At 38.9% G+C, this 25,774-nt stretch carries 26 protein-coding genes; 12 read left to right on the top strand and 14 right to left on the bottom strand.

All coding sequences use genetic code 11. The features are described from left to right. Positions 1–143 precede the first annotated feature (143 nt). Positions 144–422 (top strand): VF530 family DNA-binding protein, encoded by a 279-nt coding sequence (locus PSF28_RS08620; protein WP_102138573.1) that lies wholly within the window; start codon positions 144–146, stop codon positions 420–422. 27 nt (positions 423–449) lie between these two features. Here PSF28_RS08620 and yjjJ read toward each other — a convergent pair whose 3' ends face one another. Further along, positions 450–1,754 (bottom strand): type II toxin-antitoxin system HipA family toxin YjjJ, encoded by a 1,305-nt coding sequence (gene yjjJ / locus PSF28_RS08615; RefSeq protein ID WP_210840388.1) that lies wholly within the window; start codon positions 1,752–1,754, stop codon positions 450–452. Positions 1,755–1,983: 229 nt separating this feature from the next. Here yjjJ and PSF28_RS08610 point away from each other — a divergent pair, with 229 nt between their 5' ends. After that, a complete protein-coding gene (locus PSF28_RS08610) occupies positions 1,984–2,364 on the top strand; it encodes a hypothetical protein (RefSeq protein ID WP_272684924.1) in 381 nt (126 codons plus the stop codon). A 168-nt stretch (positions 2,365–2,532) separates the two neighbouring features. Here the strand turns inward: PSF28_RS08610 and PSF28_RS08605 are convergent, their stop codons facing one another. Next, positions 2,533–2,793: a DUF2798 domain-containing protein gene (locus PSF28_RS08605; RefSeq protein WP_272664868.1), complete on the bottom strand. Its 261-nt coding sequence runs from the start codon at positions 2,791–2,793 to the stop codon at positions 2,533–2,535. 814 nt (positions 2,794–3,607) lie between these two features. On the opposite strand from PSF28_RS08605, the gene PSF28_RS08600 reads away from it, so the two are divergent. The 7 genes from PSF28_RS08600 to PSF28_RS08570 all read left to right on the top strand — a co-directional run bounded on the left by PSF28_RS08600 (position 3,608) and on the right by PSF28_RS08570 (position 9,952). Next, entirely contained in the window at positions 3,608–4,174 is a 567-nt protein-coding gene (locus PSF28_RS08600) for a fimbrial protein (RefSeq protein ID WP_210837886.1), read from the top strand. 73 nt (positions 4,175–4,247) lie between these two features. After that, positions 4,248–6,779 carry a fimbria/pilus outer membrane usher protein gene (locus PSF28_RS08595; RefSeq protein WP_247605370.1) on the top strand — a complete coding sequence of 844 codons (2,532 nt, stop codon included), beginning with the start codon at positions 4,248–4,250 and terminating at the stop codon, positions 6,777–6,779. Between the two features lie 26 nt (positions 6,780–6,805). Then, entirely contained in the window at positions 6,806–7,540 is a 735-nt protein-coding gene (locus PSF28_RS08590) for a fimbria/pilus periplasmic chaperone (RefSeq protein ID WP_442958802.1), read from the top strand. 28 nt (positions 7,541–7,568) lie between these two features. Further along, positions 7,569–8,051, top strand: a complete 483-nt coding sequence (locus PSF28_RS08585) for a fimbrial protein (RefSeq protein WP_210837888.1) — start codon at positions 7,569–7,571, stop codon at positions 8,049–8,051. 11 nt (positions 8,052–8,062) lie between these two features. Beyond that, entirely contained in the window at positions 8,063–8,566 is a 504-nt protein-coding gene (locus PSF28_RS08580) for a fimbrial protein (RefSeq protein WP_210837890.1), read from the top strand. Next, entirely contained in the window at positions 8,563–9,078 is a 516-nt protein-coding gene (locus PSF28_RS08575) for a fimbrial protein (protein WP_210837892.1), read from the top strand. The genes PSF28_RS08580 and PSF28_RS08575 overlap by 4 nt, the downstream gene beginning before the upstream one ends. Before the next feature lie 19 nt (positions 9,079–9,097). Continuing rightward, a complete protein-coding gene (locus tag PSF28_RS08570) occupies positions 9,098–9,952 on the top strand; it encodes an MrpH family fimbial adhesin (protein ID WP_210837894.1) in 855 nt (284 codons plus the stop codon). Positions 9,953–10,318: 366 nt separating this feature from the next. Here the strand turns inward: PSF28_RS08570 and PSF28_RS08565 are convergent, their stop codons facing one another. Both PSF28_RS08565 and PSF28_RS08560 read right to left on the bottom strand, forming a co-directional pair. Next, on the bottom strand, positions 10,319–10,852 hold the full coding sequence (locus tag PSF28_RS08565; protein WP_210837898.1) for a beta/gamma crystallin-related protein: 534 nt from the start codon (positions 10,850–10,852) through the stop codon (positions 10,319–10,321). An 82-nt stretch (positions 10,853–10,934) separates the two neighbouring features. Continuing rightward, positions 10,935–11,198 (bottom strand): DUF3811 domain-containing protein, encoded by a 264-nt coding sequence (locus PSF28_RS08560; RefSeq protein ID WP_004910935.1) that lies wholly within the window; start codon positions 11,196–11,198, stop codon positions 10,935–10,937. Positions 11,199–11,354: 156 nt separating this feature from the next. Here PSF28_RS08560 and mnmH point away from each other — a divergent pair, with 156 nt between their 5' ends. Beyond that, on the top strand, positions 11,355–12,443 hold the full coding sequence (mnmH, locus tag PSF28_RS08555) for a tRNA 2-selenouridine(34) synthase MnmH (RefSeq protein ID WP_272684923.1): 1,089 nt from the start codon (positions 11,355–11,357) through the stop codon (positions 12,441–12,443). 84 nt (positions 12,444–12,527) lie between these two features. Here the strand turns inward: mnmH and PSF28_RS08550 are convergent, their stop codons facing one another. The 4 genes from PSF28_RS08550 to PSF28_RS08535 form a co-directional block, all read right to left on the bottom strand. Further along, a complete protein-coding gene (locus tag PSF28_RS08550) occupies positions 12,528–13,181 on the bottom strand; it encodes a LysE family transporter (RefSeq protein WP_210837927.1) in 654 nt (217 codons plus the stop codon). A gap of 105 nt (positions 13,182–13,286) precedes the next feature. Then, entirely contained in the window at positions 13,287–13,751 is a 465-nt protein-coding gene (locus tag PSF28_RS08545; RefSeq protein WP_272684922.1) for a YaiI/YqxD family protein, read from the bottom strand. Positions 13,752–13,886: 135 nt separating this feature from the next. Continuing rightward, positions 13,887–14,378 (bottom strand): GNAT family N-acetyltransferase, encoded by a 492-nt coding sequence (locus PSF28_RS08540; RefSeq protein ID WP_210837904.1) that lies wholly within the window; start codon positions 14,376–14,378, stop codon positions 13,887–13,889. Positions 14,379–14,442: 64 nt separating this feature from the next. After that, the gene (locus tag PSF28_RS08535) at positions 14,443–15,660 is read right to left on the bottom strand and encodes an MFS transporter (protein WP_272664879.1); all 1,218 of its coding nucleotides are present in this window, start codon (positions 15,658–15,660) and stop codon (positions 14,443–14,445) included. A gap of 111 nt (positions 15,661–15,771) precedes the next feature. Between PSF28_RS08535 and PSF28_RS08530 the strand changes: the two genes are divergently transcribed. Further along, positions 15,772–16,359 carry a TetR/AcrR family transcriptional regulator gene (locus PSF28_RS08530; protein ID WP_272684921.1) on the top strand — a complete coding sequence of 196 codons (588 nt, stop codon included), beginning with the start codon at positions 15,772–15,774 and terminating at the stop codon, positions 16,357–16,359. A gap of 149 nt (positions 16,360–16,508) precedes the next feature. Here the strand turns inward: PSF28_RS08530 and PSF28_RS08525 are convergent, their stop codons facing one another. The 3 genes from PSF28_RS08525 to PSF28_RS08515 all read right to left on the bottom strand — a co-directional run bounded on the left by PSF28_RS08525 (position 16,509) and on the right by PSF28_RS08515 (position 19,337). Beyond that, the gene (locus PSF28_RS08525; RefSeq protein ID WP_210837909.1) at positions 16,509–17,534 is read right to left on the bottom strand and encodes a threonine aldolase family protein; all 1,026 of its coding nucleotides are present in this window, start codon (positions 17,532–17,534) and stop codon (positions 16,509–16,511) included. A gap of 194 nt (positions 17,535–17,728) precedes the next feature. Continuing rightward, positions 17,729–18,364, bottom strand: a complete 636-nt coding sequence (gene alkB, locus PSF28_RS08520) for a DNA oxidative demethylase AlkB (protein ID WP_210837929.1) — start codon at positions 18,362–18,364, stop codon at positions 17,729–17,731. Positions 18,365–18,464: 100 nt separating this feature from the next. Beyond that, entirely contained in the window at positions 18,465–19,337 is an 873-nt protein-coding gene (locus tag PSF28_RS08515) for an EamA family transporter (protein WP_210837911.1), read from the bottom strand. An 84-nt stretch (positions 19,338–19,421) separates the two neighbouring features. Between PSF28_RS08515 and PSF28_RS08510 the strand changes: the two genes are divergently transcribed. Next, positions 19,422–19,913 (top strand): MarR family winged helix-turn-helix transcriptional regulator, encoded by a 492-nt coding sequence (locus PSF28_RS08510; protein ID WP_210837913.1) that lies wholly within the window; start codon positions 19,422–19,424, stop codon positions 19,911–19,913. A 46-nt stretch (positions 19,914–19,959) separates the two neighbouring features. Here the strand turns inward: PSF28_RS08510 and PSF28_RS08505 are convergent, their stop codons facing one another. From PSF28_RS08505 to PSF28_RS08495, 3 genes are read right to left on the bottom strand one after another with little or no spacing between them, the layout of a single operon-like run. Beyond that, on the bottom strand, positions 19,960–22,002 hold the full coding sequence (locus PSF28_RS08505) for an SWIM zinc finger family protein (protein ID WP_272684920.1): 2,043 nt from the start codon (positions 22,000–22,002) through the stop codon (positions 19,960–19,962). Next, positions 21,999–23,153: a VWA domain-containing protein gene (locus PSF28_RS08500; RefSeq protein ID WP_272684919.1), complete on the bottom strand. Its 1,155-nt coding sequence runs from the start codon at positions 23,151–23,153 to the stop codon at positions 21,999–22,001. Before PSF28_RS08500 ends, PSF28_RS08505 begins: the two co-directional genes overlap by 4 nt. Then, positions 23,153–25,756 carry a DUF5682 family protein gene (locus tag PSF28_RS08495; protein ID WP_272684929.1) on the bottom strand — a complete coding sequence of 868 codons (2,604 nt, stop codon included), beginning with the start codon at positions 25,754–25,756 and terminating at the stop codon, positions 23,153–23,155. The genes PSF28_RS08500 and PSF28_RS08495 overlap by 1 nt, the downstream gene beginning before the upstream one ends. Positions 25,757–25,774 lie beyond the last annotated feature (18 nt).

Raw genomic sequence — 25,774 nt, 5'->3', positions numbered from 1 at the left:
AATGCATATTATGTTAAATAGAATATCAAAGCAAAATAGGCCTTACTCGTTCAGTCATTGTTAACACCCTATTGACTTAGATTGGTATTCAGCTTATTTATATGCGCTTAATAATAACCTGCCTATGCTTCGGATATGCCGTAATGAGTGAATATAAATCGAAAGACCCTTTACATGGAGTTACACTAGAAATGCAAGTTAATGCATTGGTTGATAGATACGGTTGGAGCCAACTTGGACGCATTATAAAAATAAACTGTTTTAACAAAGATCCAAGTATTAAATCTAGCTTAAAGTTTCTTCGTCGCACGCCATGGGCAAGAACTGAAGTTGAGTTACTCTATTTGGATATGATAGAAAACAATTCGATTGATAATACGGGAGCATATTCTAATGACCCATGGTGTAATTCGCGACGTTAAAAGTAAAGATAATTATACCAACGAGTCTCACTCCAAACGGGATATGCGTGACCTCGCCTCATCAAGGTGGTTACGTAACGTAGTAAGACATTGGCCAAAATTATTTGATAACCGATCACAGTTATTTACCAAAGTGAAAAATTCTTCCGCTAGTGCTAACGCCTCTCGCCAAATACCCCCACTGATCCCATCAAGTAATGTTGCCACTCGAAGTGAGTTTACGATTTCACCGCCCGATTTAGGCGCAAACCCCATAGGCAAAATATCGTAGGCTGGCGCAAGCTGATATGGACGACCATGGCTACTAATAAATGATAAATTACCATGGTGCATATCAGTATTTCCTATCAACATGCCAAATGCCCAAAGTCGCGCAGTACTAGTGGCGGCATCGGCGTCTACATACCCTTGTTTGACAAGGTCATTAACCAATACAGGCCAAGGTTTCATCGCTTTGCCAACAAACTCAGCTTCTAGCGCTTGTAAAGAGAAAAGGCCTATGCGACCCAGTGAACCTACTCGGTCAAACCGAGGAACTTCCAGAAAGCGCTGCCCACCAAAATCAAAAACTTCTGTTTCTACACCAAGCACTTTTAACGCAAGATGTTCAGCTTGCAATAAATCGCGCCACCGTTCGCTGATTGCGTTATCGTCCAGCGCCGTAAATTTTACGAGTACATGACCACGGTCGGTATAAGTACAAAATTTTGGTTGCTCTCCACCGGCTGATGAGCCTGGAGCTTCTCCAGAACTGACAGCCAATGCTAGCGAGGGATAGGTTATAGCTCGATCAACAGGTGTCGGTGAAGGCATATTCAAAAATTGCTTTTTTGCCTGTTCCCCAATTAATAAGTTTCCTACTGCATCATGACCATGAGTAATTAAAGCCCGTATTATATCGCTATCTGACCAGCGTTCTGGGTTAGCCGGTAGACCAAGCTCTGCCGAATAAGTTGATGCATACGCCCGCCCAAGGTATCCCTGTGGACGCATGTCAAACAACCACCATGGCAGGCCATCACTATAAAGACAGACATTATTTTCCTGCTCCATGACAAATCCTCCGGGGTAAACTGGGATCAGTTTCCCTAGTGGCCTTATGGTGCCCTCTTCGCTGATGCGATAAATAGGTGCCGTATCAAACCCGCGAAAAGTATCACGCAATGCATATTGAATAGATGGGCCCGAACCAATTCGAACAATATCTTCACCCAGTGATGTTAACGCTCGAGAAATGGTTGGCTGACTAATATTCATTATATCAGCGAGTTGCCTTGCAGTTGCTGGCTCTCGACGTAATAATTGACGAATCATATCAAGTCTATTTGTCATGATTTAATCACTCGATGAATAGATTGGTGAATAGATAAATGAATAACTATATGAATAGATAATTTATCAGCCATCGCTACTTTTGTCACGTTGAAGTTAAACAACCACCGCTGGATACTGAAAGCCGTTGTATTAACTCATAGCATTCATGGATTAGGTTGGTCCATATCATTTGTTATGATGATATAAAGATAAATCGGTAAGGATAATAAAATGAAACGTTATACTCGTGGTCGCATTATTATTGGGTGACTCATCCGCTTCTCTAACTAAAATGAATGGCCGCATATTAGCTGTTTGGGGTAATGATGATATGAATGTGGATGCACAGTTAAATGCCTGCCGTTATAGATCCGCATTAGATACTAATCATCAAGCCTATATCATTGTTTTTCCGAACGCGAGTCATGGGTTACTTCGTGCACCTGAATTTAACTATCAATTAGAGAGTGATTGGCCAATATTACATCAATGGTACTTTCTATGGTCTGGGCGCAAAGCTTACTCACCAGGGGCATTACAATTAATCATAGATTGGATAGAAAATAAAAATCCAGACTTAATCCCTTATAAAACCACCTGCCATTTAGTCGTTGACTATAAAGCATGAAAAATACAACTGAAAACACTGATAGCGATAAAGCAGTAAGAAATCGCTAGCCAACGCAAGATGAAACTATCGAAATGCTGATAAAGTAGGGAGTTATCGTTCAACTGGCACGATAACTCTTACCAATATTTATTTAAGTTGTTGGGATTTTCAATAATACATCGTTCATTAGTCTAGTCGAACAAATAGCAATGAAAATTTCCGAGCCAATGGCAGCGTAACTAGAACTGCAGGAAATGCCACCGCCCACGAAATCATCCAAGCCGTTAACCAAGTAAGCACGAGATGATTTTCAAAGCCTATACTTTTCAATGTACTAATAAATGAAACTAACCCACTCATAATTAGTGATAAAAAAAAGGGGACTAGAATATGCAAGGCACGGTTCGGCAGTTTACGAAAACGAGTAAAGAAAGATGAGTTTAGCATGTAAAGATCTCATAAATAATTGATGTAATAATCATTCACATAATCATCTTTACATCGGAAACAATATACCCACTATGTGGATAGTGACAACTACTAATAATACTACGGAATTATTTATAGGATAACAATCATTTTCTAGCTACCATGGGAAAATAGACATACATGATCGTGCTCTTCGGTAATAAATTTTTTGGTTATTTATGATGATGTTCACATGTAATTAGGTAATAATACCTATTATAATTTCAAGTTAATTGAAAATTAAGTTATAATCATAGGCTTCGATTTCTCTATCATTAAGAAGTGTCTTATATTTAGGAATGAAAGCTGCACCGGAAATATGAATTAATTACCTTCAAAAAATCACTTATACTTAATACCCATTCTTAGCGTATTAACTCCCCTGCTCTTCAAAATAATAACCTTTATCGCTTGAGCATTTGGAAATTGCATTACTCAAAATTGCAGTAATAAATATAAATTTCATATTAAAACTGTAACAAAATGAAAGTAAGTACTTTCTACTATTAAAAAGGTTTAATATTAAAAATATATTTATAAAAAACCAACCATCTGATTTAAAAGGAGTTTAATAATTTAAAGGAGTGAATTTCAGCCAGTAAAAAATAGAAACCTATCAAAAAACACAATTTCGATAGGATTGATTGCCTTTACTTAGTATTGGTGTATATATAGTATTTATGCATGCCAATTAGCTTAATATTGGTTATTAACTCCCTTCTCCCTTTTTGAATTAAGGGATATTTGAATATTTTATTCAAAATTTAGTTTCTATTTAATAGAGGAATGTTCTATGACATTTACGAAGTCAGTAATAAGCATTGCATTAACAAGCGTAATAAGCTTTAGTGCTGTCTCCGCTCCTGTGAATCATGGTAGTGGTAAAGTTACATTTACTGGTAGCATTATTAGTGCCCCTTGCTCTATTGACCCTGCATCATTAGACCAAACTGTAGATTTGGGCCAAGTTGCGGATTCAGTATTAAGTAATAATGGTAAATCAGATGGGCAATCTTCACCTGTTATGTTTGATATTAAATTAATTGATTGTACATTAGAAACCGAGCAATCTGTTAATGTCACCTTTACCGGTGCAGCGGCAACAAATGAGCCAAAATCACTATTAGCAATTACAGGGACTGCATCTGGTGCTGGTATTCAAATAGTTGATAGCAATAACTCACCAATCGTTTTAAATGAAACAACTAAATCTAGTCACCAATTACAAGAGCAAACAAATACATTACAGTTTGCGGCATATGTTAAAGGTTTAGGTACGCCAACAGGCCAACAAGACCCCGTTGAAATTGTACCAGGAGAATTTCAAGCAGTAACTGATTTCGTGCTTTCATATAATTAAGTTAATTATCGATAGCAATAAGCTGAGGTAATGATAAATCGTTGCCTCAGCTTAATAAGATAAAGGCATAGCAATGAAGAAAAATAACATGATATTTTCTGTGCTTTTTGAAAAAAATTACACTGCTATTATGAAAAAAATAATTCTGTCATTCACTATAGTATATAGTTTCATCGCATTTGCAGATGAAGATGACATTGAATTCAATGTTAATATTTTAAATGCTGAAGATAGACAAAATATCAACCTAGCGGTATTTTCCCGTGATTTATATATTGTTCCAGGAATTTATCCCTTTAAAATTTATATTAATAACTCGTATTTACCCGAAGAAAAAATTCATATTGTAAACTTAGGCGATGAAAAGTCAGAAGCTTGCTTAACACCTAATGTTGTTGAAAAGTTCAACCTAAATAAATCAGCATTAAATTCATTAAAATGGCAAAAAATCGATGAATTAAATTGCTTAGTAATGGCTAGCTTATCAGGAATGACTGTAAAACCGGAGCTGTCAAACAACTCATTAACAATTAATATTCCTAAAATGCATCAGGAATATTCAACTTTTGATTGGGAGCCAGCCTCACGATGGGAAGATGGCGTCACTGGTATTATTTCAGACTACAGTTTGACGTCACAATATAACCATAGTCTTGGAAACAATCATACAAGCGATACGATATATCTTTCAGGATTAGGTGTTATTGGTGCTAATTTACATAGCTGGCGAGTTCGTGGTCATTGGCAAGGAACCTATAACCATATTCAAACAAGCAAAGCCGAAGATGTAAAAGAATTAAAATGGAACAATATTTATGCCTACCGCGCAGTAAGAGGCTTAAAAGCAAAGCTGATTGTTGGTGAAGATTATCTACAGTCTGATTTGTTTGATAGCTTTAAATATACCGGTGTCGCATTGCGGTCTGATGATAATATGCTTCCGCCTAATCTACGTTCTTATGCCCCAGAGGTTACGGGGTTTGCTGAAACAAATGCGATTGTTAAAATCAGTCAAGATGGGCGTATTATTTATGAAAGTTTAGTCCCTGCAGGGCCATTTAGAATTCAAAATCTGAATAGTGGTATTTCAGGGACTTTACAGGTCACCGTGGAAGAAAGTGATGGTCGTATCTCTGAATTTGAAGTTGAAGCGACAAACGTCCCTTTTCTATCTCGTCCTGGAGCTATTCGTTATAAAATTAGTGCCGGAAGACCAACAGATTTAGCACACCATATTGATGGTGACCTATTTGCACAAAGCGAAATATCTTGGGGAGTTAATAATGGTTGGTCTCTTTTTGGCGGAGCAATAAATAGCCATGAATACAATTCCTTTTCTATCGGTATTGGTCGAGACCTTTCTCAATTTGGCGCTATATCAACCTCTTTGAGTCAATCGATTACATCAATAAAATCTGAATCAGCACGTAAAGGGAAATCGATTAAAATCGATTATTTTAAAAGCATTCAAGAACAAAATAGTCAGCTGATGTTATCAACACAACGAGTCCTTGATCGTGAGTTCATGACAATGACTGACTTCATTAATTATAATAATGATCAGGAGTTTATTTATACTGGATTTAATAAAAATTTGTATACCGCTTCGATGAGTAAAAATTTTACTGATTGGCGTTCATCGATGAATTTAAGCTATAACCACCAAACTTATTGGAACAGACCAAATAGCCATCGATACAACCTAACATTTTCAAAGTACTCAGATACAGAAATGTTCAGTAATGTCGGTATATCCATTAATGTTTTTAGCAGTAAAATGCAGAGTTACCATGATAATGGTGCCTACATGAGTATTTCAGTTCCTTTATCCAGTGGGACAAATATTAACTACTCAACCTATAACGGGAAGAATGACAATACAAATAAACTAACTGCAAATACCCGAATTGATGCAAAAAATAACGCATCACTCAGTGTCGGTAACAACAGACATAGTGCTCTACTTAGTGGTTATTACTCCCATAAAGGAAATAGTACTGATTTTAATTCTAGCTTTAACTATATAAGTAATAGCTCAATGAATGTCTCATCTACATTACAAGGTGGAGTGACATTAACGGGTTATGGAGTTGGTCTGCACCCTATCACTGCATTAGGTGGAACCCGTATTCTTGTTGATACAAACGGTGTTAAAGACGTTCCTATTAAATATAACGGCAGCCATATACGCTCAAATCGTTTTGGGACAGCAATTATACCTGATTTAAATAGTTACTATAAAAGTAACTTAGTTATCGATATTAACCAACTACCAAAAAACGTTGAAGTTGCAGAATCAGTGACACAATCAACATTAACAGAGGGAGCGATTGGTTACCGTAATTTTGATGTTATTTATGGTTTAAAATTAATGGTGATATTACGACTAAAAGATGGCAGTTATCCTCCTTTTGCCTCGGACATTAAAAATAAAGACGAAAAAGTAACAGGTATTATCGGGGATCAAGGAGAGGCCTATATTGGAGGTATTCGTGCTGGAGAAACAATGACTGTTTCATGGCAAGGTTCTGAATGTGTTATTCAATTTCCACAAAATATTGAAGAACACAATGTTTATGACAAATTATTATTACCCTGTAATTAATAAAACTCATTAAAAGGTAATCAATCATGATGAAAAAAATATCTACTTTTTTATTAACCAGCTTAGTAGCAACTCATGCGTATTCTGCAATTTCAATGGACAGAACCAGAATTATTTTTGATGGGAATAACAATTCCGTGTCATTAACTGTAAGTAATAAAAACCCTCAGTTACCTTATTTAGCCCAAGGGTGGCTACAAGATGCTAACGGTGAAAAACTTACATCTTACTTTACTATATTACCACCAATTCAGCGTATAAATGCAGGGCAAACTAGTCAATTACGAATTGAGTCTTTACCTGATATAGGGAAATTACCTCAGGATAGAGAAAGTTTATTCTTCTTTAATTTACGAGAAATCCCACCGGCAAGTAAAAAAAGTAATGTATTACAAATTGCACTTCAAACACGCGTCAAATTATTTTATCGCCCCGCTTCATTAGTCATGGATTCAACTGAAATGAGAAATTCACCATGGCAGAACAAGCTTGTCTTGATTAAAAAAAGTGATGGTGTTTATGCAAAAAATCCTACACCCTATTTCATTATTTTAAATAGCATTAAAAAGAGCCCGTCTGCTGAGAAATTAGCTAATTTTACAGTAACCGATGTTGAGCCATTTGGAGAGAAAAAATTATCAATTAGTGCAGAGCAACTCGGTACAACCCCTGTTATTAATTACATCAATGACTATGGTGGGCAAGTTTATTTATCTTTTCATTGTTCTCCAACTCAGTGCCAAGTACAACCAGTAAAATAATACTCTTTACCAAAGATGGATTAACCTAATGCTTAAAATAATAAAATATCTATGCTTCTATTTACTATTATTTTTACCAGCCTTCACATGGGCTGATGGCAAATTTGTCACGGTAAAAGTGAATGTGTTATCTGGTGGTTGTGTTTTAAACGATAATGAAGCCATCTTTGTAGATTTTGGTGATGATATTGTCATATCTCAAATAGATTCAGGTAAATACATAGAAGCCATTGACTATGACTTATATTGTGATTCTAATTTCGATGAGCTATATCTCATTTTTGACGGTGTTCACGGTGAAACAGCAAATAGCCTTGATGTCGCCGATACGCCAGGGCTTAATATTAAATTATTCATTGATAATAAACCTATGGTGATTGGGAGCCGCTATTACATAGATAATTACTCAAACTTACCTGCTTTGACTGCTGAATTAGCATTAGCAAATGGAATTCGGCCTGTTGGTGGTGAGTTTTCTACGGCCGCAACTCTTACTGTAGGATACCACTAGGATATTTTATTATGAAAATAAGACATTTTTTATTACCGTTATTTATCATCACAATAAATACAGCATCGGCAGTGCCCGTCAATTTTAGTGGCCGTTTAATAGAAGGTGTACCTTGTGTTATCAATAATAATCGTCCTATTAATATTGATTTTGGGGATGATTTAGTGGTCGCTCTTGTACCAACAAAAGATGGAAAAACTTATATACAAGACATTGATTTTGAATGGGAATGCAATGGGATTTCATCTGGAACTGATGTTGTTTTTAGCTTTGATGGTGCACCATCTGATTTTGACAAAGATCTATTGGCAATTAATGAGCAGGATGATATCGCATTACAACTTTATCAAGGTTCTAGCTCATTAAAACTAAACTCAGATTTTACATATACTTATCGCTCAGATAGCGATACACCAGATCTGAAAGCCAGCTTAGTCAAAAGCAGTTCAAGTTCAGCACGAGTGTATGCGGGTGCGTTTACTGCAAATGCGACATTAACGGTAGTATATCAATGAAAAAACACATTTTTATTCTACTGTGCTTTTTATCGGTCAATATTACATTCGCCGATCAAGTTAATTTTTCAGGTGTACTCAGAAATGCCACGCCCTGCAATATCAATAGCGATTCTGATTTAATTGTAGCTTTTAATGAAGTTAATGATAAAGACCTCTATAAGAAAAGAGATGTCATGCAACCATTTGTGATCACACTCTCTGACTGTGAATTTTTACCAGATTTTTCCTACTCGATGGCGTTCACAGGAATTGAAAATACGAATATCAAAGGTGCCGTGGCAATTGATAGCGATAACAGAAATGCGGGTTATGGTATTAAATTAATGAATGAGCATGGTGAAATTCAATTAAATACCCATTACCCATTACAGGTGAATGCTAAAAATGATTTTCCTACTGATATTGCCTTTAAAGCCTATATTTTAGCTGAGGAAGAGGCTATTAATAATAAGAGTATTCAGCTTGGCGATTTCACGGCTACAACAACTTTTAATATTTATTATGAATAACGCATTTGGCAATAATATTATGAAAAAAATTATTTTCACCCTTTTATTACTTATTTCATCGTTAAAAGGCGCTCATGCCGAATTTGCTGCCCAAGGTGAATTTGTTGCTGATTATGGTGCTTGGATCGAAGCTAGGTATATTTTACGTGGTGATTTAGAGCATGATAACCGCCCGATGGCCATGCAAACTTCCGGTTCCTGCCCTTGCGATATTGAACTTGGCTCATGGGGAACCTATGCAGATGGTAACTATGGCGCAGGAAACTCACATATTGTTAGTTTCGATACCCATTCAGTTAGGTTAACCGAAAGAAGCACTTGGGATGAAAAACCCGTCACCTTTAGTGAAGTTGCCAGAGCGCTAGAAAAAGGCAATTTATTGAATAAAAAAATACAAGGTCGCTGGCAATTTTATCCAAGAAGGCCAGGGGTCGGCTTTTGTTTTAACCTAGGGATTCTATATCGCCAAAAGATGCAAATAGCTCAAACAGCGAATAATCCGATTATATTATGTTCCCCGCTAGACCCAACCAATATTAGTTGTAATATCGAAGGACCTGATTATTTAGATCATGGCACATTATCGAATAGCTCACTCAATGGTGATAAGGTCTCTGCTGATTTTCGTGTGAGCTGTACAGAAACAACCGATGTAAAAATTACAGCGACTGCTGGGCTTGATGGCGATAATTTTATATTTATTGCAGATGGTCTAGAATCAGAAATTAATATTGATGGCTCTCCTGAAACCACACTGCGCGTTGATGCATTTACCCAAAAGCAATTTCAGGTTTCTAGTCAATTAATTAAAACAAAAGACATTCCCCCAAATGAATATTCTGGAATATTTCTTTTATCTGTTGAAATACCATAATCAGTAAATAGAGAAAAGCGGCTAAATAAATGAGCCAGAAATGATATAACTCATCTGCTCGTGAAGGTGTTCATACAGTTCACCTATGGCTCCTGACGTTAGATAAAATTTGTACCGGTGATTTGCCATTTTTAGAAAAAGAAATTAAAGAACATATCCGTAATCAGAATAAGAAAGTTAATTTTAATCTGGCCGTCAATAAAAAAAGAGAACAATAGGCCACCAGCAAAAGAAAAAATTAATGTGATTTTGCAGATAAATAGATGCTAACAAGTTTGTGTATCTAATATTTCCGATATGTTTAAACTGCCCCCCATATTCGTACTATGGAATGAAAGTACGGGGCCAGACACTCTGGCCTTTACTTTATGGCCGTTTCATAATTTTGATTGAGCGCGTTTTTTGGCTATATCCCAGCGTATTGTGTGAACCACCCATTTCTGTATGATATTTGCCCGTGTAATTATCCCCTTCGTAAAACCGTACTGTCCAACCATCAGGAATTGTATAAGAAGATATTTTATCTGCAAAATGGTGACGGGAGAGATACGGAATGTCGTCAAAGACTTCAATATAATCGCCCTTTTGCCACGATTTAGCGTAAACAACCAGGCTTTCTTCACTATATTGATCACCAAACGATAATTTACTGGTACTGCATTTCGCATCTTGAGCTTTACAAAAAATACTGCCTTGCCCTTGCCCTAATTCACAACGCCGAGAGGTTTTGTGTCGTGCTGTTTGCTCGGACATTGCAGCTTCTGCATAGAAATTAGAAAAAGGAGATAAAGCGCAAACATGCACAACAACAGAATCATTACGGGATAGTTTCCCATGATAATTGGATTTTGCGACAGCAAAACTACTAAATAACAAGAATAATAACGCAATCTTTTTCATCTTAGAGGTCTTTTAATGATTTGAATTGCATAAAATTACAATTACTTAACGCAAATCACTAGCAGAACACTCTGATTAAAAATTAACGATACCCTCTTTTGTGATTTTGTGAAGACCAACTGTATGTTGTATCACTGGGGACTAATTTATCTTTTTTCTTTTCTGCCCGTCGTTTTTTAGCTTGTTTTTCGACTTCTTGAGATATTTCGGTAATAATTTGTTTTCTTACCTTGCTCTGCTCAGAATTGGTTAATTCACGGCCTAGTTTCTTCCTTTCTTGCGCGAGTCTCGTGCGCACTTGGATTTTTTGAGTTTCGGTCATTTCTTGAATTGTTAGCATCTTCATCGTATTACCCCTTACTCATATTAAAATACCTATCGACAATATATCATTATTACGCAATAAAATACTAACCCTCGTTTTAAACCTAACATTAATGCCAAGCAATAGGATTAAGAGTATAGTAAACCCATTGCAACTTTAAAGAATCTCGCTGTTATTATGGAATTAACCACTTCTTCGCAAAATATTCGTCAAATATTAACCACTGGCACACCACTTATCGATGTCAGAGCGCCTATCGAATTTCAACAAGGGTCAATGCCGAATACCATTAACCTGCCTTTGATGAATGATGATGAACGCGCAGCTGTTGGTACATGCTATAAACAACAAGGTTCGGTTAAAGCTGTTGAATTAGGCCACCAGCTTGTCAGTGGTGACCTTAAAATGGCTCGGATCACTGCGTGGATAGCAGCTTGTAAACAAAATACGAATGGCTATATCTGCTGTGCACGCGGTGGCATGCGGTCACATATCGTGCAATCTTGGTTAAAAGAGGCCGGTATTGAATACCCTCTCATTAATGGTGGTTACAAAGCATTACGACAAACAGCAATTGATGCCGTTAATGAATTGGTTCAACTTCCTATTATTTTAGTGGGTGGCTGTACTGGTAATGGTAAAACCACTCTCGTACATCATTTAGCGAACGGAATTGATTTAGAAGGTCTCGCACATCATCGTGGCTCTTCGTTTGGTCGTACATTACAACAACAGCACACCCAAGCCACTTTTGAAAATTATTTAGCAGTTACGCTATTGAAGAAAGCCCAAAAATGTCAGCGTTGGGTACTGGAAGATGAAGGGCGTGCCATTGGTGCGAATAGCCTGCCACTTGAACTACGCACACAAATGGAAAAAGCGCCAATCGCTATTATTGATGACCCTTTTGAACTACGTCTTGAGCGTTTAAAATATGAATATTTTGATCGTATGACGCAAGATTTTTTAGCGACTTTTGGTTTCGAGCGTGGCTGGCAGGAATATAGTGACTATTTACATCATGGTCTGTTTGCCATCCGTAAACGGTTAGGATCACAACGGACAATCGAATTGACGCATTTACTTGAGCGTGCTTTAGCAGACCAAAAAGTAACCGGAGATACCCAGACACATTTTTCGTGGTTAATCCCATTGTTGAATGAGTATTACGACCCAATGTATCGCTATCAATTAAGTAAAAAACAACATCGCATCATTTTTCGCGGTAATTATCAAGAAGTTGAACATTGGTTAACGCATCAATAAATTCATTTTATTCCACTGCAAATAGCCTCATCGTAAAGTCTGAGGCTATTTTATATAGCAATGACTTCTTCATAATCAGTAAATCTAGAACGGTGATTTCTTCATAGCCAATTCGCTGAACCCTTGGTAAATCAACCTTGTTGCCAACGCTCCTAGAATTAACCCAACACCTTTACCGACCACCTTATGAACTCGTGAATAGGTTCTACGAACAGAAGTTAAAGAGAATGTTTGGCATAAAATAACCCGCCAAATTAATGATGCAATAACAATTCCCAGCCAAATGACTAACTTAGCCCATAATGGTGTTGATGGCGAAATGGTCGTTGAAAAAATACTCATAAAAAATAAAACGGTTTGGGGGTTTGATAAATCAGAAATTAGCCCTCGCCTAAAATAGACACCAGATGGGAAATGTTCCGTAGTATTTTCGGTGGATAGGTTAAGTTGTGTTTTGTTATTAAATACACTTAGCGCGTAATAAAGCAAATATAAGCCACCAAGAATTTTAATCAGTGAAAATAATGAGCCGAATTCAGCCATTAATGTGACAAGACCAAATAAGCCAAGCCCCGAATAAATGGCATTGCCTAACACCACACCATAACCACAAGTTAATCCTGCTTTTTTACCGGAGCTCAATGTGGTTTGCACCACAATAAACAAATTTGCTCCAGGATTAAAAAAGGTCAGTATAAATAAGAAAAGTGTGATGATAATACTGTGTAATGGATCCATCATTCTTCTTCAAAAATTTAAGGTTAACCATTATAGACACGGTATAGATTGTAATTCTGTTTTACTATGCACATTTTCTGAGCTTAAATCAAAAAATGTGCTGGCTTATGATGACGTTAGTGATTTCTTACGTTGCAACAGCCATTTATCTAACTCATTAGCAAATTGTTGCCTGTCTTTTTGGTTTAGACTTGCAGGCCCTCCCATTTGGATGCCACTGGCTCTCATGGTATCCATAAAGTCACGAATATTAAGGCGCTCACGAATAGTCGCTTCGCTATAGCGTTCTCCACGAGGATTCAATGCATTGGCACCCTTTTCCATAACTTCTGCGGCTAATGGGATATCTGCCGTGATCACTAAATCATCTTTTTGAGCTCGTAATACAATTTCATTATCCGCTACATCAAATCCTGCAGGTACCTGCAAGGTTTTTAAAAAAGGTGATGGGGGTACCGTTAAACGCTGGTTCGCAACAAATGTTATTTGCACTTTTTCCCTATCTGCTGCTCGGTATAAAACTTCTTTAATTACTTTTGGACATGCATCCGCATCAACCCAAATTATCATTCTTACTTCCCAAATGGTGATTATCTATGATGAGATATCATATCAGACAACAAAATTACACGTTAGATACTTCGTATTGAAAAACTCCCAAGCTCATTCAGACTGCCTCAAAATAGCGAGCTTGAGAAAATAGGTTTACAGTTTCATTACCATTTCATGCCACGTCATTCCGCCATGGTCAGATTCTGACGGTTTAACATATTGGTAGCCAAAATGCTTATACAGGTCAATATGGCGTTCTTTGCACATAAGATGAATCGTTTTTTTATTCATTTCCTTCATGGCATTGATAAACCTTTTCATCAGTAAAGATGAATAGCCTTTACCTTGATATTTGGGATGTACGACCACTGACATAATAACGACATTTGGTGCTTGTGGATCATGCCCAATGAGTTCTTTAAACTTTTCATCCGACATCACAACATCCCATGCACAACCCGAATTAATAAAACCAACGACTTCCCCGGCTAATTCCATACATAAAAAACCGTCTGGATATTGCTGAATCCGTGTTGCTATTTTTTCTTTTGTTGCCGCTTCATCCCCTTCATAGGATTCGATTTCAATCGTATAACAGGCGTCAACATCATCAAGTGTGGCAGTGCGAAAGACTGGAGAATGCATGAAATTACCTCATTAAATTATTTTTTATGATTTTATCACTACATGGTTTATATTTTCGTTGTTTTTAATGGTAATTTTCACATTCAATTGCCATTTTTTGTTGTGTTTTATCCCGTAAGTAGCTCAGCCATGTTGAAATGAAAACTAAAACGCCACCGGAGATTGCGACGGCATAACCTGCATAAGGACCGTAGGTATCCACCATTTTACCCGTTAGCATCGCACCAATCGCAACGCCAATATTTAACCCTGCGAGTAACCATGTCATTCCTTCTGTTAATTTATTCTGTGGAACAATTCTCTCAACTAATGTCATTGCAATGATCATCGTCGGAGCAAAGAATAACCCTGAAATAAATACCACAGCAGACAAAGAATAAACGCCTACAACCCACCACATTGGCACAATAGAAAGAAACGTCATTAAGCCACTGAGGAATAGCAAGCGTGATAACGGTGTGTTAAAGGTTAACCCGCCAAATACGATACCCATCGCACATGAACCGATCGCATAGGCCGATAACACTAAACTGGCCATCGCTGGTTGCTGTTGTAATTGAGCCAACGTGACACTTAAAATATCCACACTGCCAACAATTACACCTAAAGCAATCATTAATACAATCAACAACTGCAACCCAATCATTGAAATAATTGATTTATTCGCCAGTACAAGAGAGTCATGCGCCACAACTTTAGGTTCTGTGCTTCGCTGTGAAATAAATAAAGCCATTCCCACGGCTAATAAAATTGCCGCAACCAGTAAACCTGCTTGAGGAAATAAAGCGACAGTGATCCCGACAGATAACGGAGGACCAACAATAAAAGTGGCATCATCAAATACGGTTTCTAATGAATAGGCTGTTTGTAGTATGGGTTGATCTTTATACAGCGCAGTCCACCTAGCCCTTACCATAGCAGACATACTGGGCATCGCCCCCGTTAATAACGCTCCGATAAATAAGCCAATATCGGGTAATGATAACCATGTGGTAAGGATAATAATAAACACACCTAGCACACTGATTACGGTCACCACCGGCAAGACGCGAAATTGACCATATTTATCCACTAAGCGAGAAACTTGTGGGGATAGCAACGCATAAGTTAAGACAAAAGTTGCAGAAACAAGCCCTGCTAAGGTATAGCTTCCTTTTAGTTGTGCTAACAAGGTGATGATCCCGATCCCCATCATCGGTAACGATAAACGCGCCAGTAACCCCGCTATCACAAAGCGTTGGTTTTCTTTTGCCTGAAATAACTGCTGATAGCGACCTATCATATGAACTCCAAAATGAAATTTAATTATACATACTTTATGTATGTATAATCATGATATAATCATACACATTGAATGTAAATAATTATACGCTATGTATGTAAGAGGCTTTTAATGGCAAGAAGAACGCAAGCTCAAATGGCAGAAACACGTGCAAATTTATTAACTACAGCACGAGAGCAATTTAGCCGGCTTGGTTATGCAGAAACCTCAATGGATGAAATAGCAGCAAGCGTTAATCTCACACGCGGCGCCCTTTACCACCACTTTGGTGATAAACAAGGCTTATTTACTGCCGTTGTAGAACAAATTGACTCACAAATGAATGCCCGTTTACAAGCAATTACTCTCCATACAGAAGACCTATGGAACAGTTTTTGTCAGCGTTGTCACGCCTACTTAGAAATGGCATTAGAACCGGAGTATCAACAAATTATTTTGCGGGATGCGAAAGCCGTTTTAGGCGATTTTTTGGCTAAATCAAACTTACAGTGTACTGAACAAATTGAACGCCTGCTTCATGAGCTAGCCCAAAATGGCGTTATTAAAAATATTGATACCCATGCATTGGCTTTTTTAATCAATGGTGGACTCGCTGAGGCCGCTTATTGGATCTCACAAGGTGATAGTCAACAGCGACTAAAGAAAAGTGTCGAAGCCATAGATATAATGTTATCAGGGCTATTACTCTCGAAAGATTAGCTCTGCGTTACCTTTCGCTGGCACGGATATTTAATCAGTACCAACAATATAATTGCTCAGTAAAATCATCAATAAACTGCCATCATGATAAATAAAACCCAATAAATATAGGCGAAAGATCGGAAATATTTATTGGGTTAATGAATTATCTAAATTAGAGTTTGGAAAGTTTGTTTTAATTTATCGACATCTTGCTGAGTTGTTGACCACGAGGTACAAAAACGAATACAGGTCGTCTCTCGTGTCGGTTTACATATTTGACTTAATTGATAATGCCCTAATAATTTATTCGCCAGTGCATCTGGGAAAATAACGAAAACCTGGTTTGATTCAACGGGCGCAAGAAACTGACATCCCTTTTCAGCAAAAAATGAAGCTAATTGTGCTGCCATCTCATTAAGATGACGCCCCAATTTAAAATACAAATCATCATTAAATAATGGTTCAAATTGAGCAGCGAGCAACCAACCTTTTGCTTGTAACCCACCTTTTTGTTTAATACTAAAACGAAAATCAGATTGCAGTGCTGGGTTTAAAATCACCAAGATCTCCCCGGTTAATGCGCCAATTTTCGTTCCACCGATATAAAAAATATCAGTTAACTGCGCTACATCTTCAATCGTTAGATCACTATATTTCGACATTAAGCCTGAAGATAAGCGAGCACCATCCATAAATAACAGTAAGTTATGAGCATCACAAACCTCACGTAACGCAACTAACTCTTCTTTACGGTAAACGGTACCAATTTCAGTTGAATTACTAATATAAACAAGCTTAGGTTGGACCGTATGTTCATCTTTATGCTCAGACAGCACCTTAATGATGTGTTCTGGTGCTAATTTGCCTGATGGTGAGTCAACAGTAATAACTTTATGGCCGGTTGCTTCAATTGCTCCCGTTTCATGGACTGCAATATGCCCGCTGTCTACGGTGATAACCGCTTGGTGTGGTCGTAAAACATGGGAAATCGTAGTTAGATTAGTGATTGTACCACCATTAAAAAAATGAATATCCGCATTAGGCTGGCCAATTCTTAATCTAATTTTATCTGCTACGCGACGACAAACCTCATCAGTGCCATAACCCTTGAAACGTTTCCCTGATAAATCATTTAGAACTTGCATAACTGCCGGATGAGCTATTTCGTTATAATCATTTAAAAAGCTATACATTCACTTACCTATCAATAACTAGTTATATTAATTCATAGCCATCATTTATAGGGGGTTCCAATTCATTATTCAATTATATTTTTTCTATACATATACTAAATTTAACGATTAATATTATTTAAGCTACTGAAATTAAATATTAAGTCATTCATAGTCTATTTCATTGATAAATTGGCATACTGTAAAAGATGAATTCAGGGTTGAGAGCGCCTAAACGTCAAGTTATATCGATACGGACCTAACAACGGGTGTACACCTGATTTAACTCGACGCACCCCATGGTAATTTAATCGTGACTGGCCTCCCCATACCAAAACATCGCCATGCTCTATATAAATAGCAACTTTTGGCGCATCTCGTGTTACTCCACCAAAATCAAATGTTGTGGGTAACCCTAAAGAAAAAGAGACAATCGGCTGAGTAAAATCAGTTTCGTCTTTGTCTTGGTGCAATGCCATCGCCGCGCCAACGGCATAGCGGTTAATCAAGCAAGCGTCAGGGATAAAATGATCAAAGCCAGCCGTGCTCGCTGCAGAAATGGCCAATTGAATAAAGGAAATTGGTATCGGTTGCCATGGCTCATTGGTGACAGGGTCACGCCGACTATAGCGATATCCCTTTTCATCAGTTACCCAACCCCAGTCACCGCAGTTAGTCATTGCGGCAGACATTGAGTAGCCATTTGGTGTCGTCATATGCCTTAAGGGATTAGCTGCAATAATGTTGTTTAATGACTGCAATAATGCCTCAGTTTGCCCCAGTAGAAACCCTTTGAGTAAAAAAGCCTCTGGTGCAATTTGTACAGTATTATCTTCATCAGGAAATAACATATTAGCCACAGTTTAATAGTCTGAGTGAATGCTCTAATGAATGTTAACACAGGAAAAAAAGTTGCTCATCACATTCAATGAGCAACCTACAGAGTTGACTTTAACGTTGATAATCTAGAGTGATTTTTCTTGTTTCCGCTCGCTGGCTCGCCCACACACTGAGTAAAATGACAACCATGCCGATAAATTGCAAGGTACTAAGCTGTTGGTTGAGATAAAACCATCCCAAAACCACCGCACTCACGGGGCTTAAAAAACCCAGCGACGCCACTGAACTTGGGCCTAATATTGCAAGTCCGCGGAACCATAAGGCGTAAGTTAATGCACCGCCAATAAGCGTGAGATACCCTAAACCAATTAAATTTAGTGAACTTAACGTTGGTAAAGCCGGCTCAAATATAATGGCAAACGGTAATAATACTAATCCTCCCGCCGTTAATTGCCATGAAGTAAAGGTTAAAGCACTGACTGGTGGCTGCCACCGGCGACTCAAAACCGTCCCCGCAGCCATTGAAAATGCCCCTGCTAACCCAGCAATAATACCTAAAGGGTCTAAGGCGGCATTCGGTGTTAAGAGCAATATAGCTACCCCGAATACCCCTGCTATTGATGCCATAATGGATACCGCAGATAAACGGTTATTTAACAGCCAGCGGCTTAAAAATAGCACAATTAATGGCTGTACAGCGCCAACCGTTGCGGCGACACCACCAGGTAAACGATACGCAGCAATAAACAATAGCCACCAAAATAAAGAAAAGTTTAAAACACCTAATACCACTACCCGCAGCCACCAAATGCCTTCGGGGAGTTTTCGTAACACAAGTATCAATAGTAATCCTGCAGGTAACGCGCGTAATACCGCCAATGTTAATGGTATCCCAGCGGGTAACATCTCTGTTGTCACTAAGTATGTGCTTCCCCACACAATTGGTGCTAATGCTGTCAACCCTAAAACCGTTATACGATTCATATTTCTATTCTCTTAATTTATCTTGACGTCAAGATATGTGTATTTTACCTTGACGTCAAGATAAATAACCGCCATTATTTGCCTATGGATAGAATAGATAAAATCACTCAACAGTGGGAAAGAGAGCGCCCTGACCTCGATATTAACCCAATGGGGTTAATTGGCCGGCTAGGTAATGTCGCGTTCCACTTAACTCGGGAAATGGAAAAGGTCTTCGCTCAATTTGGCCTTAACCGTTCAAGCTTTGATGTACTTGCGACTTTGCGGCGTGCGGGTGCTCCCTATACACTGAGCCCGGGAGAAATGTTATCAACGTTGATGGTCACATCGGGGACGATGACCAACCGAATAGACCAATTGGAAAAAGCGGGGTTAGTCAGCCGCCATACTAACCCTGATGACGGCCGCGGCTTTTTGGTTTCATTAACTCCCGAAGGGTTAACGTTAATCAACCAACTTATTGAAGCACACACACAAAACCAGGCTCGCCTCGTCGCTAAATTGTCTCAACAAGAGCAACATGCGTTGAACCAGTTATTACGGACATTCTTAGCGTCATTTGAATCTAATGAATAATAATACGTTGTGTTGAACATAACATGGGGGAATGCCTCCCCTCATGTTATTGGCTAAATTGAAAAGGTAATGGCATTTGTAACCGTTCAAAATGGTCACATAAATAAACTAATTGTAAAAGTAATTGGGGTTGTATAGCGCCGGAAGCCACCAAAGGTTTGAACTGATTAGCCAACCAAAGCGCCCCCAAATCTTCAAGTGTTCTAACGACATACGCTATTTCATCTTGTTGAGTCTGAGATAAACGCTGCCTTCCTGTACATGCTTGAGTTTCTAATTCCGAAAGTAGCGGCCGAACAAGCTGACTAGCCAACGTTAATTCAGGTACAAAAACTTGGTTTTTTTGCTGTTTTTTCACCATATATTCGATAATTTTATTAAAAAAACCAGAACGTTGTTTCTTACGCGGTGTACTTTCAAAATCTAAATAGAACAGCTCAATACCATGTTCTTTTTTTAACCATAATGTTTTGGGGATTAATTGAAGCACTTCTTGTGAATGGCTCACCTGCACCGTCACAGCACAAATTGGCCATTGCTGCTTTGTAATAAAACGCAATTCCTCAATTTTATGGTCATCACTTCCTTGCCAATTTAGCCGTAAAAACGCCCTGTTTTTTTGTGAATCAATCACCGTCCACAATACACATTGTTCGGTTTCATCCCAATAGAGCGGCTCATAATCAGTAATATGCAATAAAATGGGCGAAAACCTATTCTCTTGTATAAATGTCGGTAATTCGTTAGCTGCGGATTGCCAGTCGGTATAACCGAATTCAGCTTTGATGCTAAGATAATCATCAGTTGTTAATCCTTTTTCTTTGCAGCTAACTGCATAGCTTTCACCGCTAGCTGATAATTTCCCTTCCTCTGATAACCTTGGTAAATGCAATTTAAAGGGGCTTTTCATCAAACTTACTGCGGTATGTTTCCATAACGCCAAGGTTTGCCAAACATTTTGTCGGTTAAACGTCGGGTCAAGGCTATTTCCACGCCCCTGTGTGCATTGAATAATTTTTTTATTTTGTTGATCCCAAAAACTCAATGTAGCACCGATCGCACCGCTATCTGTTTTCCACCAATTCGCATCGATAGGCAGCAAATCAAACTCTATGGGTTGGTCGGTATACTGCCGTCTTTGTAACCCTTTGAGTGCCATAAGCTGATGTTCATTGGCTGTTGATAATTGATACATATAAGCAGATATTTCAGCAATTAACCGTAAAACTTGCCCTTCATCCATCGTAAAATGTTTGTCGGCTAGGCGCTTAACTTGCTGGCTAAGGCGTTTCATATAATTGGCTAAGCGAGGCAGCCCTTCCGCACGTGCTGACATATTCAGTAATTGCAACTGGCTAGCACTGCTTTGGCTAATATGCGATAGCCCTTGTCGTAACATATCCTGAATGAATTGCTCAACTGAACCCATCACTATTTTGTCATCTTGGGTAAGCTCTTGTTGATGAGTTTGACCTACGCTTATCTCCTCTGGCCATTGCCATTGTTGGCCATGCTGAAGCATTAATTTTGCAATAATAGCGAGATGAACTGCATTTTTTTGTTTTTCAGGTATTGATGAAATCATGCCCTGCAAACCGCTACCTCGCATATAAATAATTGGCTCATCATATTCTGGTAGGCCAATTTTTAACTGGTTAGATTGTGCTTCATAAACCAGTTCTTTATCTTGCCATTGCTGCATAAATTTCAACGCTAAACGAACATCAGGTTTCGATGTTTGTTTGATTAGGTCTTCTGGTAATAATGCTAATAATTCACTCAACACCGTTTCACTAGCTACCGGCTCTGCTAAAGTCATTTCTGCGGCTGTATTCGATTGAACCCATAAAACTGCTGCCAAAATGTGTTTACAGCATCCCGTTGCTGGGCAATCGCAAGTGGCTTTTTGGATCCCTTGCGCATCTAAAGAGACACATTGCCCATCACTCGTGAATGTCCCAAGGTTTAAGTCCGTTGGATTAACCTTTTGGTTTTCAACATCTTTGCGTGCACGCCTGAGTAACCCCACATTCGCAAATACGACTAACGCGTCGTCGTCATACTGTAGGTAACTGTTTTTCCAACTCATTGCATGACCTCTGCTAACCATTGCGCAAAATGCTCCGGTGTTAATGCTGCAACATGCATCCCTCTATCTGCGAGTTTTTGGGCAATTTCAGGGTCATAAACAGGGAGTGCCTCGTCATCCAACGCAGCTAAACCTAATAATTTCACTTGTTGGCTATGCAAACGCTGTGTGCAATTGAGTAAATGATTCAGCGCGCCACCCTCTTCAAAATCACTAATTAAGCTAATCACGGTACGTTTTGGGTTACGTATTAAGCTTTCGCAATATTGCATGGCTTTAGCGATATCTGTTCCGCCGCCCAGTTGCACTGTCATTAACACTTCAACGGGATCATGCGCAAGATGGCTTAAATCTACCACTTGAGTATCAAAAATCACTAAAGAGACACGCACTGTCGGCAATGCTGCCAATATACTCGCACACACAGCGGCATACATAATAGAGCTCGCCATCGAGCCGCTTTGGTCCACACACAAGATCACATCCCACGGTAAATGCTGTTGCTGACGAGAATTAAAATGAGGTGTTTTGATGACTAACCGTTGATTTTGCTTATCGTAATTCTTCAAATTGGCAGCGATAGTCCCTCGCCAATCAAAATTACGACTATTTGGGATCAGTGAACGTTGAAAACGGTTACGCCGCCCTGTTAATGCGTGACGAAATTGGTTACGCATTTGACTTAAAATATCATCAACCACTTTACGTATAATATTTTTAACGGCATCACGGGTTTCTTCATTCATTTTTCCACGTAAGCTTAACAAGGCTTTTGCGAGGGATTTTGTCGGTTCCATGGCATTGAGCGCCTGCGGATCCTTTAATAAGCTACTGATCTCATAACGTTCTAACGCTTGGGATTGCATCCGCTCAAAGGTACTATTAGGAAATAATTTACGTGCTTGATTTAACCAGTTAACCGCCGTTAATTGGGAAGCATCTAAGGAGCCGTGGCGCCCAGCTTCTTGTTTTAAACCTCGACGTTGGTATTCTCGGCGATATAAAAAATCCAAAGAACATTCTATTTTCAACTCTTCAGCACTAAAGATGGCTTGGCCCAGTGCGTTATCAGCATATTGCCCGAGTACTAAGCGCCAGCGCTTAGCCAATTGAAGTTGTTCAGGGGTTAATGTCGTATTTTTCTGACTCATTATTTGTCATCCTGAGCACGAGCAAACCAATCCTGTAACCCTAGTTCAATCAGCTGGCTCTGTAATTGTTGTTCGAGTTGAATCACTTCCATCATCTGTTGTTCATTAAATTCTGTTTGGTGCAATGTGAGCTCTTTTGCCTCAATCGCCAAGTCTTGTGCCACATATTGTGCCATTTGTGCATTTTGTTTAGGCGTTAACTGGCTAAACGCAAACCGTAAATCAGGTAACACCTGAATAAAACGCCCTTCATCCCATTCACTAAGCAACTGATTTAACATATCAATTAATAATGGTATTCGTAAGACTAACTCTGGTGCGGTTCGCATCACACCGATAAAATAGCCAATTGCCATTTCAGGATCACTGCCTGTGCTGAACGCGCGCCTAATTTCATCTGTCAGGACGGTTTCATCAATTTTCGCCCCAAGGTAACGCAAAGCATCCACTGCGCCTTTTAAAAGAGGTGTCTGGTTTAACTGACCTTCACAACGGTCTAATGCCTGATAAAAATCATTGGTGTAGTCATGGTTTTTATTAATTTCAGGCATAAAAGTGATTAATTCACGGCAAGAAAGTAATGCTGAAAAATGCAGCTCTTGCTGCTGTTCATCCCCTTGTGTAATTTGTGCAAAACAATAAAATGCTTGTTGTAATAAGGCATCTAAACGCGCCTCAATAGCAAAACCATCTTCAATATCAAAGAATTGGCGCCCACGCCATAGATGAACCAGTTTATGGCCACAAGCAATCAATGATTCAAACTTTGTATCCTGCTGAATATAACCATCCAACAAAGAAAATAATGCGGGCGTCCGTTGATGTAACCCAATTAATGCGGCTTGCATAAGGAGTGCAACTGCACTTTGGCTAGAGCGACTAATCCCTTGTTGTTCTAAGTTTTTTTCCATTTCAAACAAACGGGCTAACGCGATAGCTTTTAATTGCGTTCCTTTTTCCGATAATGCAATCAATTCCCCTTCAACATTGGGCGTCCACGCGTATTGCCATTCTTCAAATAATAAATCCATTTGGTTACCAGACAAAAAGTTTGGCCCAGACAGAAGCTTAGCAAAATGGATATCAAGAAATGCTAATAAATGCAGAAATCGGCTGCGCGCACGATGTTGTTGGTTACGATAAACATCTAAGCGGCTCACCTTAGTTAATGTGTCATCAAGTTTGAAACGAAAGCTTTTTGCTATTTCATAAGTTTCAGTGACTAACGGAGGTGTTGCGGTCCCTTTGGGAATTTTTCCGAGTAAAAAGCCGGAAAAACAGGTTTTTATTTCCTGCCAAAGTTCAATTTGGCTTTCATCTAAGCTACCTTTGATAAAAACGCTTTGTAACCCATCCAACAGGTCATAACGCCCAGGGCCTGCATGCCCACGAAAGACGGCAAGGCGAATGCTTTGCTCTGCAGCAAGTTTAACCGATAAAAACCCAGGAGCCGCTTCAAATTGCTTTTCACGTAAGATATTCGCAACTTTAGAAAGATAGGCAACACCTAAACAGTTTCGATAAGCCTGCGTAGGCTGGCTATCGCCTGTCAACTGTGCTTGGCGCTGCTGCAATAATGACAACCATGATTGTTGGTAAAATGCAGGAGAAGGCATGCCGGATGCATAGCCATTTAATGCATCGAGTTTGTCATAGCTATAGCGAATAAACCAAGCTTTGTCTTGTTCGCCCAATTTTTGTTGTTGAATAAACGTTTTTTGCTGTGCCGCAGAAAGCTTAAATTGTTGATTACGAGCCTCTTCTAACCCTTCAATAAGTGCAAGTGTATGGAACCCTCCCGTCACCACCACAATTTTAGCTTGTGGGTGCTGGGCTTTAATAGTCTGGATATGTGCTTGCATATAGTGTTCACGCTGAATGGAGCCTTCTGACTCAAGGACTTGGGGCTCATAATCAAGTCGTGCCAATCCACACCAAATAAAGCTATCCATGAAAAATGTCTGCCAATCCGCGAGTTGTTCAATCGCCCGCAATTCAAAAATTTGTTCCCATAATTCATCATGGTCACGGCAACCACTTTTCTTCGCAAGCTGGCTAATAAATAGGCTATGGGCTAAGTAGCGCTCTTTCTGCAAACTTTGAGATTGCAAATCATTGGCTTCGTCTTCATTAACTTGCGCTGTCCATGGTAAGTCAATGAAACGCAACTGGGCTTGGTGTTGCTGACCGATTTGTAACGCCTGCCATTCAGGGGAATATTCACAGAAAGGAAAATATGCAGAGCGAGTGACAGTGTCACTTTTATCTTCTACCTGTGCGGGTTTTACTTCTGTTTGTGCCATAATAGCGACAGGTGGCTGAGTATCATGATGTAATAAGCTCGCCAGTAGCCCATTAAAACTATCGGGCCCCTCGATTAAAACATAGTCAGGTTCGATGTGTTCAATCAACGACAACGTGCTGTATGCACATGCAGGACTATGATGCCGAATAGGTGCAAAGTAGATACCGGCTGATTCAAGTTGTTGCCTGTCGTGTAATGCATTTTCAATGCGTTTTGGTAAAGGTATAGATAGCAGAAGCTCACCGCTGATTTCCCTAAGGGTTATTCGTCTTGAATGGCCTTGTACTGATTCAGTCATCATGACGAAGGGTTGGTA

The organism is Providencia sp. PROV130 (genome assembly GCF_028482225.1).
Classification (GTDB): domain Bacteria; phylum Pseudomonadota; class Gammaproteobacteria; order Enterobacterales; family Enterobacteriaceae; genus Providencia; species Providencia rettgeri.
Note: the sequence above shows the minus strand (reverse complement) of the source record. Positions and strands in the feature narration are given on the sequence as shown.